An 18,486-nucleotide genomic window follows, 5' to 3' on the forward strand; every position below is an offset into this window, starting at 1 on the left:
TTCATGTTTTTTATACTAAAGAGAATGGCTCTAACCACTTCAGGAGGGTATCGACAAACAAAAGAAGCTGCCTCACAATTGAGACAGCTTCCCCCTTATCTGCGTATAGCGATTCCGTTGCTTGCGTTGAATCAACAAGCCGAATAAGCGAGCAACATCGTATGGGTCAACCGTTTTAATTCACGATCAATGTCTGTGCCGTGTTTGTCCTTGAGTTTTTGATTTTGATAATGTACTGTCCTTTCTTCAACCCCGCTGTTGGGTAAGTCAAATTGGGCGTGGTTGTAATGGTTTCGTGTACAACGGTTCCTGACAACGTTACGATCGTAATCTTTGTTTGCTCCGCATCAACACTTGGAAATTCTAATGTGAGGCTTTTGCCCAAGTGCACTGGATTCGGATACATCAAAAATTCATTCGGGTTTATACTCTTCTTGATCTCGGCAATTTCTTCCGTGTGCTTGAAAGAGTGTCCGCAATACTTTGACCAATCAATGCCCACAACCGAGGCGACATCGGTTGCTGTGCGGGCGCCTAAAGTGGCTGAATTGTACCATTTCGTATTAACACTTGCCGTTCCCGTTACACCGGTTACCAAGCGAAGGCGATAGTCGTAGTGCGCTGTGCGTGTAGACTCACCGTTGTATATGTAATCGGTGTTGGTAATCACTGCAATGACAACACCGTTCGCTGGCGGCGAATCCAACCGTAAACTACAAGCACCGCTGCTCACATATTGGCTGTACACGGGAGTTCCTGTCGTGGTACGATAAACAAGTTGGCATGTCATGTTTGCTCCGATCGGTTCAAAGTTCACCGTCACCATGTTCCCTGTTACAGTAAGTGGTATTTGATTGGCTCCCGACCATCCAGGAAGTGTTCGTGCTTCGGGTGTTAAGAGCCCCGCGTTATTGGTCGTGACAACGTATGGCGTAGCATTCCACACAGCAGGGTTTAGCCAAGATGGTTGCCACTCGGCTTGAATGGCTTGTCCGAAGTGCGCATCCATCAACGCAAGTATCGCGCCCTTCCACACACCGAAGTCAACAAGCGCTTGCTTTGCACGATACTCCGTAATGAGCCTGCGCATTTGTGTTGCGCCTATGCCAGATGCTACACCCTCGAGCACACGATTCGGGGAGTTTCTCCAAATCCAAGGCACTGCACCATCGCCTAACGATAAACCTAAGAATGTTGGAAACGAACTGCTGTATTGATGACCACCGAGGTATGTGCGCCATGTACAAATTTGTTGATTGCCATTAAACATATTTACACCTTCTGCCGATGGCCCTCCGAAACTTCCATCTTGCAACCAACCGGAGTAACATTCGATTGGCATGAATGGCGCAATGAAATCCGTTCCATTTAGATCGCCCATCGACGAGAAGTTGTTCGTTCTTCTAGCATCCGCAGTTTGTTGCAGCCACACATTTCCCCCCTCGTGAAACCATGCTGATTGTTTTACCCCAGGTAAGTCTGCAAGCAATGAGTGAATACCTTCGTGAACCATTGCGCCGCGTTGTCCTTCACGATCGCTGTAGGGACAGGCTGGATCAAAACTATATACGGGATAATAAGATGCTAGCACCATCGGCCAATTTGTTCCGTTGTAGTAAATGGCACTCTGCCAACCGCCGAGATCTGTGTTGGATGCATCGTCGGTACAGAGTCCCGACCCAAAGAGATACACCGCGCTACGATAACCATTCTTCGCGCGCAAATCTGGTGGCCATCCCATGTTGTCGCGGAAATACGCAAAATCAGTATTCAGTCGTGCTAACATTGGTGTGACTGCCGCACTCGTTACTAACGAATTTGCCGTCGGACCTTTTCTAAAACACCACCATTGTGAGGATTGTGTCGATACAACTTCAGGACAGTCATTGAGAACTTGTGTTGGTGTTTGGAGTGCGGGAAACTCATCTCTGAAATTGTAGCTGATCGATGGCGAGTAGCTCGGCCAGGTGTATGGGTTGCCGTTCCCACCACCGCCGATGGCGATCGTATGGTTCAATGTAGTTTGCGTTCCACACGAATTGGTGTAGCGCGCAACGTAGGTGCCTGTAGATGCAGCTTGCACATTGCTGATCGTAATTTCTCGTGTCGATGCTGTGAAGTTATTGGGGCCCGTCCATGACCATGAACCTCCGGAGCCTGGCTGTGGCCCAAATTTGACGCTTGCACCTGCCACAACGGTAGCGCTACTGGTTTGCGACCATGTGTCTGCATTCACTTGCGTGTATGGCGTGATCGTCGTTCCATTACAGGTGGACGCCGATCCCATCGCCCGCCATTCAAGAACACCCGTGGACTGAGTTGAATTACGCATCGACAACCGAATTCTCCTCGTAGTCACAGCCGTGAACGATCGGGTGTTGAATGCATTCTTAACCAAAGGAACGGTTCCAACATTTACCCAAGCGCTGCCATTCCAATTTTCAACATACGCTGTGGTGGGTGTTAACACACCGCCGCCATCGTCAAACCAATATACTTGTACCGAACTGATTACATAATCCGACGTCCAATCATATTGAACCCACTGCAAACTATTGGGGTTATTCCAATTGCCATAGGCACCATGCGATTTGTCGTTGGAATTTGCTGGCGTGAAGCCGTCATTTAACGCCGCAATGGTTTCCCAAGCGGAAACATATGAGGTAGTGCTCGTTGCGGAAGGTGCAACATTACTCTGTCCGAAAATGCCAGTCGTGAGAAACATCAAAAAACATGTAGCATAAAAATTTAAACAATACAGTCTTTTCATAGGTCTGGTTTTAGAGATAATAGTTTTCCAGTCGACTTGATTTCAAATCGCTGTAGATATCAATTGTGTGTTAGAATGAACTCAGTTTTGAAACTGATGCCTACCGTGTAAGCGTTGGATCACATGGGGTATTGGTCTAGCCGGTCCGTTGTGTACTGAAACGAATTGAGACAATCTTTGGGACGTAGATTTTGAAATTGAAGTCTTTACCCTTTGAGCTTGATTAACTACCGATGGATAGTAAGTCAATAGTGTGAATAACATCGTGCGCCCACTCGCCCATCCCTGTTACCCGTGCTGCGAAATTATCCCGATCAAAAATAGTTTTGATACCAGTGCAGATACATGTATACCAATCCTGCGATTGATGATTGAAGCTACACTGCATCACGAGAAATGTTTTTGTAGATATTCGCTTTTCATCATACGATCTTAGCACGAATCACAAATTACCTTATTTCTCCGATATGAACTTCGCTGTATTATAAAAACAAACTGTCCAGATTGATTGCTCAACCTGGACAGTACCGCTATTCGCCAGTTTACTAATTTCTAATAGCCATCGTTCTGTTCAAGTTTCAAATTCGTTTCACGTTGCTGCTGAGGAATAGGAAAGATCACGCGATGATTCCCGTTCGGCACGTGTGTTAACCAACTTTTTGTAGTGTACACCCCGAAGCGTATTAGATCTTGCTTACGATGATGTTCGCCTACAAATTCCCAAGCGAGTTCATCCAATAACCTCCCAAATTCGATATCGGCGCCGCCTTCAAAATCTGTAACAACACCTTCTTCATACTTCCCATATGCATATGAGCTTCCTTCTGCAAGATCTTCAGCTGACACTATTGCCTTAGCGGGGGTAGCCGGAAATGCACGTTGACGAACTGCGGTAACAATTTCGGCTGCCTCAGTAGCCCCCGACGCTCCTCCTGTGCGGAGAAGACATTCTGCTTTCATCATCAGTGCATCTGTATACCTGAATAAAGGCACATCATTATCGGGACCCGACGTAAATCCAATCGGAATTTCATATTTCACAAATCGAAACCCCTCATTGTATTCTGCTTCATCTACGCTGGTCATGTAATTGATGTATTCAAATTGTTCGCCACCGACCATGATTGGACTTCCAGACGCAGAAAACTGAGGACCGCCAAGCCAGCAATCTTTAAGTCGCACGTCATCTTCATCATAGGTATCAATGAACTGCGGGATACCACAGCTTCCCCCCCATGGCTCAGGCATATTGAACGTAGAGGCACTCAAAGGGTGAAGTGTTTTAAACTGGTAATAGGTATTCGCATTTCCGGTGAAGTCTTTGCTAAACGGAATCGAAAATATTTCCTCAGGTGTGTTTGTATTGTTCACCGCAAAATTGGCTTTGTATGACGCCAACAATGAAAACTTGTTACTTGAAATAATATCGTTCACTTGTAACAACGCGTCATCATAGCGATCGGTGTTGATATACACTTCCGAGTTCAAATAGAGTTTTGCTAGTACCATTTTCGCCGCCCACTGTGTAAAGCGCCCGTATGTTTTCTGAGTGTTCTCCACACTAAGTTGGGGCATCACTTCGGTGAGCTCTCCTTCGATAAAGTCATAGACTTCCTGGCCTGTATTTTGTTCCGGGAGAAATCCAGGTTCTACATCGAAACGCGTAACGATTGGTACATTTCTAAAATTATCAAGCAACAAGTAATAATAAAATGCGCGCAGTGCCCGAAGTTCGGCAAGAACTGCTTCCTTGTTATCGACTGCACCAAGTTGTTCGATTTGAAATGCCGCTTTATTGCAAAGGTTAATTCCGGCATACGTACGCACCCAAAGGTTGTTACCGTGCTCTATCGCAGGTCCCCAGGTATGTTTGTGCATGTCAAGATAAAGATCTCCCCATCCGATGCCGACCCGAAATGGTGTAACAATTAGATCTGATGATTCCTCATATACATCGAATAGTCCGTTCCAGTGCCAATACACCTCTCGCAAGTTAGCATATGCGGGCGCAATGATGGTATTCAAATCGCTTGCCGTCAATGCGGTTTCATCTGCAGATATCGAATCATATAGCTTCTCATCCAAATCTGTACAAGCAAACAACGCTGATGAAAACAAAATGCTCGTTACTATATTTTTTAAACGTAATCTTTTCATAAAAGGCAATTTTAAAAATTGATATCAACACCTACCGTAAATGTTCTCACAATTGGATACTTATCGCGGTTATCAATACCCTGTAGTCGGATATCGCCAACTGGAATTTCTGGATCGATTCCTTTGTAGCCAGTGATCGTTGCGAGGTTCGATCCTGACAAATAAAACCTTACGGAACGCACATACTTCAGGGCAGACATGTCTAGATTATAGCCTAACGTCGCATTTTCAATTTTCACGTAATCACCATCTTCAAGATAGTAACTAACGAAAGCTTGATTCAAATATGAAAGTCGTCTTTTGCCATATACATTGTCCATGGACGAGCGAAGTACGTTGTAGTTAATGTTCGGATTCTCATAGAACATGCGTTGCTGATTCATGATCTGGTATTTAAACGCTCCACTCATCACGATGCTAAGATCAAAATTCTTATATCGAAATGTATTCGTCCACCCGACCCGCATTTTTGGAATTCCATTACCTAAAATTTGACTATTCACATCGCTGGCCATGGAATTATTTGTCATGTTTTGTCGAGTTCCATCAGGAAGTTCAATTACCCACAGGCCGTCTTCACTAATGTCAACTGATTTCAATCCCCAGAAATTACCCATTGGTTGTCCTGGCTGTAACCGGTGCGAAACCATGGAAATAGGTTCGCTAATTCCCCAAAGATTAATGTAATCACCTTTGATCTCATAGAGATCGTTTGATAAGCTGATGAGCTTGTTCTTATTGTACGAGTAAGTCAACGTTGAGCTCCACTCAAAATCACCGGTTCGGACAGGGATTGTTTTCACTAAAACTTCAACACCGCGGTTCTCCAATTCTCCTACGTTAGCCAGTGTCTCATCATGCAGGTTCGGCGGTTGTGGAACAGAATATAACCACAAAAGATTTTCCGTTTTTTTAACGTATGTGTCAATGCTTCCTGCTACCCTGTTTTCTAGAAAACCAAAATCTACTCCAACGTTAAATTCCGACGACTCCTCCCATTTCAAATTAGGATTTTCATTTGCTTGAGCAACTAGACCATTTACCCATTTTCCATCATCATAAAAGTAAACACCTTCATACGTGAGCAACGGTTTCGATTGATATGAATTACGTGGTATAACACCGGTGATTCCCCACCCTGCCCGAAGTTTCAACAGATTGATAGCACCTGCACTTTCAAGAAAAGACTCATTGCTAATCGTCCAACCCGTAGAGATCGCTGGGAATGTTCCCCATTTATAGTTTGCTCCGAATTTGGATGATCCTTCTCGTCTCACACTTGCCATGATATTGAAGCGATCGTCAAACCCATAGTTCACACGACCAAAGAAGCCAACGAGTCGGTTGTCATTTTTATAACTTGACATCCGCGCTGTTCCCAGACGCATGGCATTACCGGAGCCTAAATTATTGTAGGAATATTCACTTGTTGGAAAATCGAAATTATTTGCCCAATCGCCTTGATTTACATTGTACTGGTAGCTATATCCCCCGAGGATCGTAAGCGAATGATTTGAAAAATCTTTGGTGTACTTCGATGTCAACTCAAGATAATCCGTTCTCAAATCGTCGTTAGCACGTGATGCAAATCCATTGCGACGTGGTCCTTTCAGAGAATTGTAATGTTTTTTTGTTTCCGAATAACCTCGGAAATTATTTCTTATTTCCGTCGCTACCATCAAATTGGTTTCCCATGCATTGAGTGGTATCAACGCTATATTTCCAGTTAGCCGTGTCCAGTTATTGGTCAGAACACCATCCGTTTCATTTACCATTCCAACCGGGTTGATATATTGAAGACGATCGGTTTCAATGTATGAGCCATCATCTTTTTTAATACCGAGCATGGGATTACGCATCAGCGCATTGCGATAAATGAGGTTGTTAAACGATACACCATCTCCCAAAGCACCGATATCTTGCATGCCGCGCAACACATTAGCGCTAATTCTAACCTTGTCATCAAATAAAGATTGATTTATGTCCAATGACAGCCTTAACTCTTCATTGTACGAACCTTTGAACACCCCATCTTGATTGACGAAGTTAACGTTAGCAGCATAGCCCGATGATTGTCCACCACCACGAAGCGAGATGTTATGACTTTGCATGTATGCCTTTTGTGTAATCTCGTCTAGCCAATTTGTATCTGTAATGCCTCCGTTATCAGTGGCCTCCGTTATAAAATTGTTTTTGAACGTAAATTCCGACGCATATCTTTCATAATCCTTCGCGGTAAAAAAATCTGGTTTACGATATTGTCGAGACCATGCAGAATAGTGATTGTATGTCAATCGTGCCGTCTTCCCTTTGTCGCCCTGTTTAGTTGTGATTAAGACTACTCCATTCGCCCCACGAGTACCATAAATCGCAGCCGCAGAAGCATCCTTTAATACATCAATCGAAGCAATGTCCGATGGAGAAATTGTATTAAAATCACCTGGAACACCATCGACTAAGATCAGCGGTGCTGCTGAACCCTCCAGCGTTGCAATACCGCGCAATGAAATTGTTGGCCCGGCAGCTGGATCTCCTGAACCATTCGTGATGGTAAGCCCTGCTACTTTTCCCTTGATCAATTCAGAAGCGTCGCGCATTGCACCAGCCGTAAAGTCTTTCTCTTTTACACTCGCAATCGCCGTGGTCACTTCACTCGCCTTTTGCGTGCCATACCCTACTACAACAACTTCATTGAGTGATATGAGATCCGGCATCATTACTACGTCAATTGTAGTATTTGCGCCAACAGTGATCTCTTCACTGAGATAACCGATAAAGCTGAACACTAAAACCGCATCAGCGTTCGGAACACTCACACTAAACTCGCCATTTGAATCCGAGGTCGTACCTGATGCAGTGCCCTTTACAAGAATGTTCACCCCAGGCAAAGCTTCTTTCTGATCTGAGGTTACTCTTCCCTTTATAATGGTCTGTGCACAAAGCTCGGATGTCCCCCATAACATCAGCATGAATCCCATCGATGTTATAATAAAATGTTTAGTTAAAATTTTTCTCATGCATTTTCTTTCATTTAGGTGAAATTGATGCATGAAAGTAGCGTGCTTAACCTAGGCGTTTTTTCCAAAAATTATCTTTCTGTAATACGAATTTAGCATCACAAATTTGAAGGGCGATTTGGCTTAACGCAAAATGGAGGATACTCCCAACGCTTGTGCTGTCGGCGAGATAAAATGTATTCGTCCTATTTACATCCAAAATTATTTCTTCATCCGAAGTATAGTGATTGACCAGGGTTTAAAATCGTATTGACTTTTTTGTCCCTTAACATCAAAAGATTCACTTACAGGAATGAATTGCGTCGGTCGTTCAAAAGTATTCTCATCGTCAGCGCTGGGTGATGACAACGTAATCGCTTTGGCTTTGTGGTTCACTGTTCCACCCGATAACACAAGGTCAACTTTCCGCGATTGTGCCGAAGCATTTACAACCTTTACCACAACTTCATTACTCTGTTCGTCAACGCCGGCAATAGCGAAAAAATCGCGAGGCTTTTCATAACGCATGAGTAGTTTTCCATCCAGGAAACATTCCACGGACGTGTTGGCTACCCGTAATTCAACATCATACCAACGGTTTATTTCAATCGGATTTTCAAGTCGAACAGGTTGCGACACAATCGCGTCACCGCCTTTGCTTACCGACTCGAACGCAGCAATTTTATTTACCCAAGCGCCGATATGAACGCGCAAGTAGTTATCGTTATCTTTAATCGCGAAAGGAATCATGAACGCATTATAGCCACTAATTTTTCGCGCCTTCAATTTCAGTGTATAGTTTGAAAAGGTTTTTCGCTGAAGCATCGCCATCGGCCACGCCCCTTCTGTTCGCTGCGCAATTACACCATTTTCTTCGGACCATTTTCCGCCAACAAAATGCCAATCATTATTCCCCGCATTACCCGATTGAAATACTACCTTTCCATTCTCAATAATCTCGACATCGCGGAATTCGGCTTGCGTATCCCATGTACTCAACGCAATCCCCCCGGTAAAAAATGGGATGTCTTTTGTAACAGGCGCATCAACGGTGGTGCTAAGATTGTACGACGCTTTGTTTTCATTCAACATTTTGATCGCATAATAAGAAATCCGCCCAAAGCTTCTTGCGTTATCAAACCTGATCAAATTCACTGGCCAGTCGGTATCATTTACATTTTCAAGCAACGGCGCATAACTACTCATCTTAATCATATCCGAATTACGCTCCATTCCTAAAATAAACGTTGCATCGTTCAGCGCGGCAGTCATGTTGCCATTCCCAACCCCAGCGTTACACGCATATTCTCCGACGTATAACTTCCAATCATTTCGTTCGTACTTATCGTACCAGTCGTGGTAGTTCATTGCCCAACCTGCCGCTTTGTACGCGTGTTCATCTGCGAAATCCATTTTATCAATCGCTTTGATTGTCGGTTGATTTAAATGTGCAATGCCCATTGCCGCAAGAATCTCCAATTGCGGATAACGTTCTTTGATGGCTTTGTAAAAAACATTAAACCGTTTTGCATATTCAACACCAACTTGTTCATTGCCAACTTCAATATATTTCAACGGAAAAGGATCTGGATGTCCGTTAGCAGCACGAACCGATCCCCACTTCGAGTCCTTTGGACCAATCGCATATTCAATCGCATCCAATACATCGGCAATGATTGCAGGAACACCGTCATCTTTCACATGAACACCGCTACGCATTTCACAAGCAATTCCACAATTAAAAACATACATCGCTTTTGCATTGATGTCTTCGCAGAACTGTAAAAATTCATGATAGCCAATTCCATCGGTAGACCAATATCCCCATGGACTATAGGTACCCGATCGTTTTTCCACCGGGCCAAGTGATCGTTTCCAATTCGGTGCGCTTTCAACACTGATACCTTCTACAAAACATCCACCAGGCCAACGCAGAAACGCCGGCTTCAACTCAGCAAGGTAATTGGCGAGATCAAGTCGCATTCCATTCGCACGATCTTTAAATGTTTTCGTTGGGAACAGGGAAACGAAATCAATCCATACTTTTCCAACAGACGAGAACACCAACTCGAACTTCGCTTTCTGATGCGACGTTTTTGCTTTCAGAATGCCGTTAAAGTTTTGCCATTCATTAACATCGCGAATGTGAAATTTCTGTTCGGCTAATACCTGGCCGTCGATACTCACCAGTCGCGCTGTTACGTCACCACGATATCCTTGAGGCCGCGCATAAAATGTTAGCCTATACGTTGCATGCTGATCAACCTTGATCCCCCAATATCCATCATTCACTATTTTAACTACGTTAGACGCATCGGCATTGACAATATCAATCTTTAGAGACCGAGGTGTTTCAACATGAAGAGGGTTTTGAAGGTCGAGCGATATATTTGCTTTTGCATTTCCGACAGAAGTCATAGACCATGCTGGGTAATCACTTTTCGCTTCAAAGGGCATCTTCCAATCAACGACACGATGAGCACCAAAATGTTCCGTTCGTGGTGGAATTATCCATCCCGAATCCAACACACATCCTTCCGGTATTCTGCTCTCTTCGAAACTTCTATTCTGTATCAACTCCGCATACAAACCACCTTCTCCTCCGTGACTAATCTCTTCAAAGAAAATTCCATGTAAATCTTCAGAGATCTGCGCGCCTTTCGATTTCAAATCAATCGTAATCTTTGGATTGACCTGAGCAAAACCGATAGGCGAGAGCAATGAAAATAGCGCCAACAGCAATGGCATTTTGGAGGTCCGATGCAGAAGTGAATGATGCATGAGAGAAGATTATAAAGAATAAAATTAAACACGGTGTTACGTGTAAATCGCACATATATTCACAGCATACAATACTATTTTACCAACCTTTGCGGTGTTTTTTTGGTGAAAATGACATTCGCATATCAGAAAGTTTACTACTAATATTATCAAAAGGTGATATAATATTAACTGTACGTTTGACATTTATTAAGAAATTTTGAATATTTAGTACAGTAACCCACCCATCCCATGAAAATTTTACCCTTCAAAATTCCAAAGACTTCACAGGAGTCTTTTCGATTACAGGAAGATCAGGAGATTCATTTCTATGATCACTTGCATCAACACCCCGAGGTGCAACTCACACTGATTTTAGAGAGTGAAGGCAAAGTGATCGTTGGCGATTTCGTCGGCACATTTAAACCCGGCGACATCTTTTTGATTGGACCAAATTTGCCACACGTATTCCGAAATGATTCGAAGTATTATCAGGAAGACGCAGGTCAATTCGCACATTCAATCACGGTGTTTTTTGAGTGGCAGTCATTCGGTGAAAAATTTCTCTCGATGCCTGAACTCGCGCACTTACAAGAATTTTCCAAGTTGTCGGCGCGAGGACTCTTTTTGCAAGAGCCGGTGAGAAATCGGGTTGCTCAATTGATGAAACAGATGTTCCGAAAGAACGGCATGGACAGGCTGATCGTACTTCTGAAAATCTTGAATATACTTTCTGAAAATAAAGGCATCGAAGCATTGGCATCCTCAGGCGTGTACAACGACTTTGATGAAGTAGATGGAAAAAAACTTGCAGACATCTACCGCTTCACCATGAATGAGTTTCATCGAAAAATATCGTTAGACGAAGTTGCTTCGATCGCTCATATGACAACCAATTCCTTCTGCCGATATTTCAAGAAGCGCACGCGTAAATCGTATGTTGATTTCTTGACGGAGATCCGTATTGGTCAAGCACGGAAATTATTGCAGCAAGACGACCTCAGCATTTCACAAATTTCGTTAGAGGTTGGATTCAACAACCTTTCTAACTTCAATAGAAAATTCAGAGAACTCTGTTCAATCACCCCTACAGAGTTTAGAAGAATTCAAGAAAATAAAAGCATCGCGGCATAAAAGGACGTCTCCAATAAATCGACTTATTGGAGACGCTTTCTTATCGTCTTAAATAATTCACGGATGCTTACACCCTATTTTACTTCAGCGAAACGCCATTTCGTTTTGTAATCAGCGTTACATTTTTCATCGGTAAGGATCAGTCGAAGAACTTCTATCGGAATACAGTTCTCCTTCAACACGCGATCGTGAAATTGCTTCTCCGTCATTTTACCGGTGCTTACCAATTCCTTTTTCAGCGACGCAATTTGCAATCCACCAATCATATATGCAATCTGATAAAGGGGCCCGTATCCGCCGGTGAACGAGCGCCTCACTTCAGCTTCTGCATTTGCATATTCATGTCCAACCCTTGTTACCAAAAAGTCAATGCATTGCTGCGGCGACATTTTTTCAAGGTGATAGCTTAAGGAAAATATAATTCGCGCGCAACGATGCATTCTCCAAAACAACATTCCGATTCTATCCTCTGGACTTTGTGCAAAACCTTTATCCCACAAGTTCATTTCCCAGTATAGAGCCCAACCTTCGATCCAAAATGGAGTTTCGAATACATAGCGATAAGGCTTGTACCGCTTTTGCATGAAGTCTTGCAAATGATGTCCGGGAATAAGTTCATGATGCACGGTGGCCTTTGAAAAATGAGGATTATTGCCGCGCATACTCATCATCTTTTCACGGTGCGTCATCGTATTGGTCGGATAAGAAATAATGATCTCTTCCCCGCCGAGAAAAAATGGATTTATTTTTTGCGCTTCCGGTGACATCATACGCATGCGCCACGTTTCTTTCGCCAGGATGGGAATTGTGATTAAGTCTCGATCTTCTAAAAATTTGATTGCATCTTCCGCTAAGCCAGCAACCATTGCAGGTTGATCTCCGGGAGACACGTAACTCTTTTTAACTTTTTCAAGTGCCAACTTCCAATCTTTCCCGAATCCAAGCGCTTCAGAAGCCTTTAGCATTTCTTGATCGCACCATTCGAATTGCTTTTGTGCGATGGCTATCAACTCTTCAGGTGAATAGGGAATAAACTCTGTTTGAAGACTTTTTATGATAGCCTCTCTACCAATGGGCTTTCCTACGATGCCACTACCATCATCCGCGATTGAATTCTTTGCGTAATGCTGTTTAAGAAAAGCGCTATACTTCGCCAGCGTTGTATCCAACGCGGATTGTGGCATCTCCATCCACCATGAAAACTGCGGATCATAACCACTGTAAAATTTATATGCTTCCTGAATACCATCACGAAGGCTATTCACTGCCGCACTTGCTTTCGCCGCTTGTTGCCATGTCTTGAATGGTTGTTCGAGCAAGGTTGTTCGTTTAACAGAACATGCTCGGTTAACGTCATCAAAAGTTTTCGCCAATACATCACTGTTAAATTTCTTTCCCGTCTTACGCTGATCAATAAAATCGTACAGCGGTCCCGCGAAGTCTAATACTGCCGAGATTTCATTGAACGCAGCCTGATCAAGTCTCAAAAAATATAAATCCTTCTCGACCTGATTTTTCAACAGAATAAAATCAATCTGTTCGGTCCGTTGCAGCGCGTCGAAATTCACCGACTTTAGTTCTTTCGCAAAAGATTCTTGGTAACGTATAAAGCGATCATAGTATCCAGCACTCTCCGTTACAGGATATTTTCGATAGAGCGCTTCCCTATCTTTCGTGTAACGGGTAATCATTACTTCAACTTCCTGTGCGTGCGCCGAAAATGTGAAACAACACAACACATAAAAAATAACGTAAGAATGAAAACGCATGCTCTTAAGATTTAAAACACAGACCATTCCATCACGCCCGAAGAATGTTCTTTCGGTAAATTAATTTCCAATCGAACTGCGTTTGTTGTAACAGGTTCGAATGTCACTTCACAGAACTTGTCTTTTAGAATTTCGTAGTTCTTCTTCGTCTTCACAGGTAGCCATTGATCTCCTGACTTATAAAGTATTCGCCAACCTGCAGGAATTCTGCATCCACCAAAAGGTCCATCATCAAACCAATAAACTTTCGAAGAAGAAACAGTTTCATTCTTTTTGAAATCGTATTGTACCCACTGCGTTGTGTCTTGCATCGGCCACCAGTGATAGAAGATGATGGATTGATCATTGGAATTCTTTGGCTCCATTTGATCATTCAAGGCCATGAGCGTTCTGCTTTTATGTGATGCCGTTATCTCACTTGTCGAAGCAATGGTAGGTGACGGAAGTGGTTGTGCTGCGGCAGCTTTAGCAGGAATCCAAACTGTCATTTCACCAGTACCACGGTGTGCCCAAGTAAAGTAGGGAATCAATTTAACTTCCACGTCCGAGGTTTTTATTCCATTCTCAAGCGTGCGCGAAGCCGCGTGTCCGGACGCTTTTAACAGGTACATACCGTTAAAAAAACTGGGGTCAAAGTATGGCGTCACTTTTGCATCTTGACTCACGACAAGATTCAAGACCTTCTTTTCATGATTATCTGGCCACTCTGCGCAATACACCAGTGGCCCTCTTTGATACGCAATCTTATCTACGTCTGCGGCCACGCGTTGATCGGCAGAAACTTTCCGAACAGGCATCGGCAATGTCAATGTAACATGATCGCCCTTTTGCCATTTTCTATTGAGCACGATGTACCCTTTGTCAACTTTAAAATCAGTAGCCTTACCGTTGATTTTCACAGTCACCTTCTCGCCTACTTTGTCGATAAACGCATACAAATTTCCAGGCGATGCCTCTTGTGATGCCCATCCTGGAAGGCGTAATCTGAGTTCAGCACTTGCTGACTTCTTTGGATCGACAGCGATATCGATACTGCCATCCCACGGATAGTTAGTCTTCTGAGCTAATGATATTTGATTTTTATCAACTGTGAAATCTACGCTGCTTTGCCCATATAGATTAACATACAGTACGTTTTCCTTTTGCGCATAGAAGTATCCACCAACAGAAGGAACGAAACGCGTCACGTTGCTCGGACAACATGCACAACTAAACCACGGACTCCGCGCGTGTTGACCATGCGACTCCAACGGATTGGGATAAAAGAAACGATCACCCGTTAATGCAACACCCGATAGAAAAGCATTGTATAAAGTTCGTTCGAGCACATCGAAATATTTCGCTTCACCATGGAGAAGAAACAACCTGTAATTCCAATACACATTGGCGATCGATGCACACGTTTCGTTATAAGCCGACATATTCGGAAGCTCATATGCTGCGCCAAATGCTTCACCATGTCCTGTAGCGCCAATGCCTCCTGTCACATATATCTTTTTGTAGACAGCATCTTCCCATATGTGATCGATGGCATTGATGTAGCCAGCATCGTTTGTAAGCGCGGCAACATCTGCCATACCCGCATACATGTATGCAGCCCGCACAGCGTGGCCTACTGCTTCGTGTTGGTCAACCACTTTTTTATGAGCCTGATTATACGGATCGCCTCCAGGGCCGCGAACATCTAATAAGAATTTCGCAGCGTCAAGATACTTCTTCTCTCCTGTGACCTTGTAAAGTTTTGCCAATGCAAGCTCGATAATTTGATGACCTGAAAAAATATGAAGTTTATCAGGACCGAAGTCTGCACAAACACGATCTGCTGCTTTGATCGATATGTTTAACAATGTCTTTTTACCCGTTGCGTGATAATGTGCGATTCCCGCTTCGATGAGATGCCCAATATTGTACAACTCATGACTCAGCTCCGCTTCTTTCTCCCAACGTTTACTACCTGCCCACTCATGTGCATGATCACCCATGATCGTTCTGTTTGTATAGATGTATCCATCGGGCTCTTGTGCTTTGCCAATCAAATCGATCAACGAGTCCATTTTCAATTCTAACACCGGATCTTTAAAGATCTGGAGTGAATAACTACCACCTTCGATAATTTTATACACGTCCGTATCATCGAACGTAAATTCAGTTCCAAACTTTCCCGTTTTTAATCCCGCTGCAATTTCGAAATTCTTTACACGACCAGTCGAATAACATTTCCCCAATGTGAATGGAATTGTAACATCATGATTTGTTTTGATACGAGGCGCCCAAAACGAATCGTTTAATTTTACGGCGTTGAACAATACTGGTTGAATCGGGTAATCACCGGACTTAAGTTCCCCGGCTTGCCCATAACACGCAACATGCACAATACAGGCAAAAAAAAGTAAAATCACGCGACTGAATTTAACCATTGTTTTATCTTTTAAACTGTGATATTTCAATTGTAAACGTATTCATATTCTATCCCGACAGCTGTCACGATATTATCATCCTTTCATAGGATATTAACGCATTACTTGATGACTTTCTCCGGCTCACCTTTCCGATAAGCTTCATCCCAACTTGGTGGATCAACATTCAACAGATGCTTGACAAAAAAGTCACGACGTTTTCGTTCTCCAAATTCACCACCGCCGGAGTGTCCTAACCCTGGTATGACAACCAATTCAAAATCTTTATTGGCTTTAATCAGTCCATTCGCAACCTGGAGGGTAGACGCAGGATCAACATTATCGTCGAGCTCTCCGACAATGAGCATTAGCTTTCCCCCGAGCTTGTCAGCATGAACAGCGTTAGAAGATTCTGCATAATGCGGACCGATGGGATATCCCATCCATTGCTCGTTCCACCAGATCTTATCAACGCGGTTATCATGACTTCCACAGGAAGCAACAGCCGCCTTGTAAAAATCGTGATGAAAGAGCACTGCGGCCGCTGCGTTTTGTCCACCGGCAGAACCACCAAATATTCCCACACGCGTTGCGTCTACGAAACTATATTTTTGAGCAAGCGCTTTGATCCAGGCAATTCGATCAGGAAAGCCAGCATCTTTTAAATTTTTCCAACACACATCGTGAAATGCTTTCGACCGCCACGAAGTCCCCATACCATCAACTTGCACAACGATAAAGCCGAGTTCAGCAATTGAATGCAGGTAACTATTGGAAGACCAGGATTTCGGTACATAGAAACTTTGTGGCCCCGCATACACCATCTCCACCACGGGATATTTTTTCAGCGCATCAAAATTCGACGGTCGAATTACGATTCCCCATATGTCAGTTTCCCCATCCCTGCCCTTCGCGGAAAAAACTTCCGCTGATTTCCAACCTGTTTTTTGTAAATCCGTTAAGTCTGCCGTTTGTAGAATCATCTTTTCAGATACCGGATCTGCTTCGTAAAGCTTACACACTGGCGGTAGATCAATACGAGATTCGTAGTCGATAAAAAATTTATAGTCGTCAGAGAACGTCGTCGTATGATCCGCATTTGATGTTGTCAATCGCGTAAAACCACTACCATCGAAGTTAACAACACAGGTATGCTCAAGGTATGGATCGTGGTCCGGGTCCAATCCAGACGCTGTAAAAAGAATACGACGTTTCGTTTCATCGACATGAATTACACTGCGTACAACCCATTCACCCTTCGTTATTTGATTTTTCACTGTACCCGTGTGAGTATCATACAGGTACAAGTGATTCCAACCATCGCGCTCTGAAGCCCAAACAATTTCACTTGCTGCCAACACATCATGTCGAAACTTTTTTCCGCTATAATCAATAAAAGTTTTACTGGCTTCATCGACAACTGTTTTAACCTCACCGTTGTTGGCTGATACTTTTAAGATGCGATAACGCTGGTGACCGCGTTCATTAAATTCGAATGTGAAGAATTTACTATCCGGGTTCCACACGATATTTTCAAGAAAATATTGATTCTTGAAGTGTTGGTCATCAATCGCAACATGTTTCTTTTCATCTATTAAAAATAGCTGCGGCTGTTTCTGCGGGAGACCATCACCCGGCTTTAAGTATTGGCGCGTGTGGAGCTTCGGCTGCAGTTGATCAGCAGGAGAAGATTCGACAAAATGAATAAGACGACGATCACCGGCTGTAACTTTGTATGCCACGAGTTTCTTACTATCGGGAGACCAAGTGATGTAAGACGAATAGTAATTAACACCATCGCCGTCAAAACTCAGTTGGTGCACTTTAGAAACATCCTTCTTATTTCTGATAAAAACGTTATTGTCTCTCACAAACGCAAGCCACACACTATCGGGAGAGCCAACAGGTTTATTTCCGCGTTCATCAAATGCATCACCCCAATAAACTTCTGGGGATTTTGCAGGCTTTACGATCTCAACTACATCACACTGGCCGTTAGTACGATTACATTTTAGCTTGGCGCTATCAACTTGGAAGAAGATGTTTTTTAGATCAGCAGAAAATTCTATGTCGGTGAATGGTAGCGCGCTACCTTTCATTTTTTTTCCAAGCTTAACGGAGAGGCTATTCGCGATCTTGTTATGATCAAATGCTTGTTGCTGCTTGTTGTTATCGGCATCTAACAAAATAAACTCTTTTCCAGTGCGAGCATTGTTAAGATACCAGCACAGGTGTTTTCCTTTTATCCAATGAAAAACTCCTGGAATATTATACGCCTTGTTTCTAAATGTTGCGCGCGCCGCATCAGCACGTCTGAAGTCTTCTACTGTACCCTGAGCGAGCGTTGCCAGCGACAATGTTATAAAAAAGGAAATGATAAAACATTGTCGTTTCATAAGGTAGAATTTTTTATTAAATGTACTTTTTACATCGTCAAGAATTCACAAAATATTATCCTAACCTCATACTATCTTGATGTACAGCTCGTGAATTACACGCGTTTG

At 43.3% G+C, this 18,486-nt stretch carries 8 protein-coding genes; 1 reads left to right on the forward strand and 7 read right to left on the reverse strand.

Features of this window, described 5'->3' with window-relative positions; all coding sequences use genetic code 11:
* Window positions 1–175: 175 nt before the first annotated feature.
* The 4 genes from DQQ10_RS06980 to DQQ10_RS06995 form a co-directional block, all read right to left on the reverse strand.
* Window positions 176–2,770, reverse strand: a complete 2,595-nt coding sequence (locus tag DQQ10_RS06980; protein ID WP_112746098.1) for a T9SS type A sorting domain-containing protein — start codon at window positions 2,768–2,770, stop codon at window positions 176–178.
* A 552-nt stretch (window positions 2,771–3,322) separates the two neighbouring features.
* Window positions 3,323–4,927: a RagB/SusD family nutrient uptake outer membrane protein gene (locus DQQ10_RS06985; protein WP_112746099.1), complete on the reverse strand. Its 1,605-nt coding sequence runs from the start codon at window positions 4,925–4,927 to the stop codon at window positions 3,323–3,325.
* Between the two features lie 11 nt (window positions 4,928–4,938).
* Entirely contained in the window at window positions 4,939–7,944 is a 3,006-nt protein-coding gene (locus tag DQQ10_RS06990) for a SusC/RagA family TonB-linked outer membrane protein (protein WP_165823823.1), read from the reverse strand.
* A gap of 201 nt (window positions 7,945–8,145) precedes the next feature.
* The gene (locus DQQ10_RS06995; RefSeq protein WP_112746101.1) at window positions 8,146–10,704 is read right to left on the reverse strand and encodes an alpha-L-arabinofuranosidase C-terminal domain-containing protein; all 2,559 of its coding nucleotides are present in this window, start codon (window positions 10,702–10,704) and stop codon (window positions 8,146–8,148) included.
* A 231-nt stretch (window positions 10,705–10,935) separates the two neighbouring features.
* Here DQQ10_RS06995 and DQQ10_RS07000 point away from each other — a divergent pair, with 231 nt between their 5' ends.
* Window positions 10,936–11,817, forward strand: coding sequence for an AraC family transcriptional regulator (locus DQQ10_RS07000; RefSeq protein ID WP_112746102.1), 882 nt, complete (start codon window positions 10,936–10,938; stop codon window positions 11,815–11,817).
* A 74-nt stretch (window positions 11,818–11,891) separates the two neighbouring features.
* On the opposite strand, the gene DQQ10_RS07005 is transcribed toward DQQ10_RS07000, so the two are convergent.
* The 3 genes from DQQ10_RS07005 to DQQ10_RS07015 form a co-directional block, all read right to left on the reverse strand.
* Entirely contained in the window at window positions 11,892–13,586 is a 1,695-nt protein-coding gene (locus DQQ10_RS07005; RefSeq protein WP_112746103.1) for a DUF885 family protein, read from the reverse strand.
* Between the two features lie 11 nt (window positions 13,587–13,597).
* Window positions 13,598–16,003, reverse strand: coding sequence for a glycoside hydrolase family 127 protein (locus tag DQQ10_RS07010; RefSeq protein WP_112746104.1), 2,406 nt, complete (start codon window positions 16,001–16,003; stop codon window positions 13,598–13,600).
* 101 nt (window positions 16,004–16,104) lie between these two features.
* Complete coding sequence (locus tag DQQ10_RS07015) at window positions 16,105–18,378, reverse strand: S9 family peptidase (protein WP_112746105.1); 2,274 nt, start codon at window positions 18,376–18,378, stop codon at window positions 16,105–16,107.
* Window positions 18,379–18,486: the final 108 nt, after the last annotated feature.

This window comes from Pseudochryseolinea flava, from assembly GCF_003286915.1.
Lineage (GTDB): Bacteria > Bacteroidota > Bacteroidia > Cytophagales > Cyclobacteriaceae > Ohtaekwangia > Ohtaekwangia flava.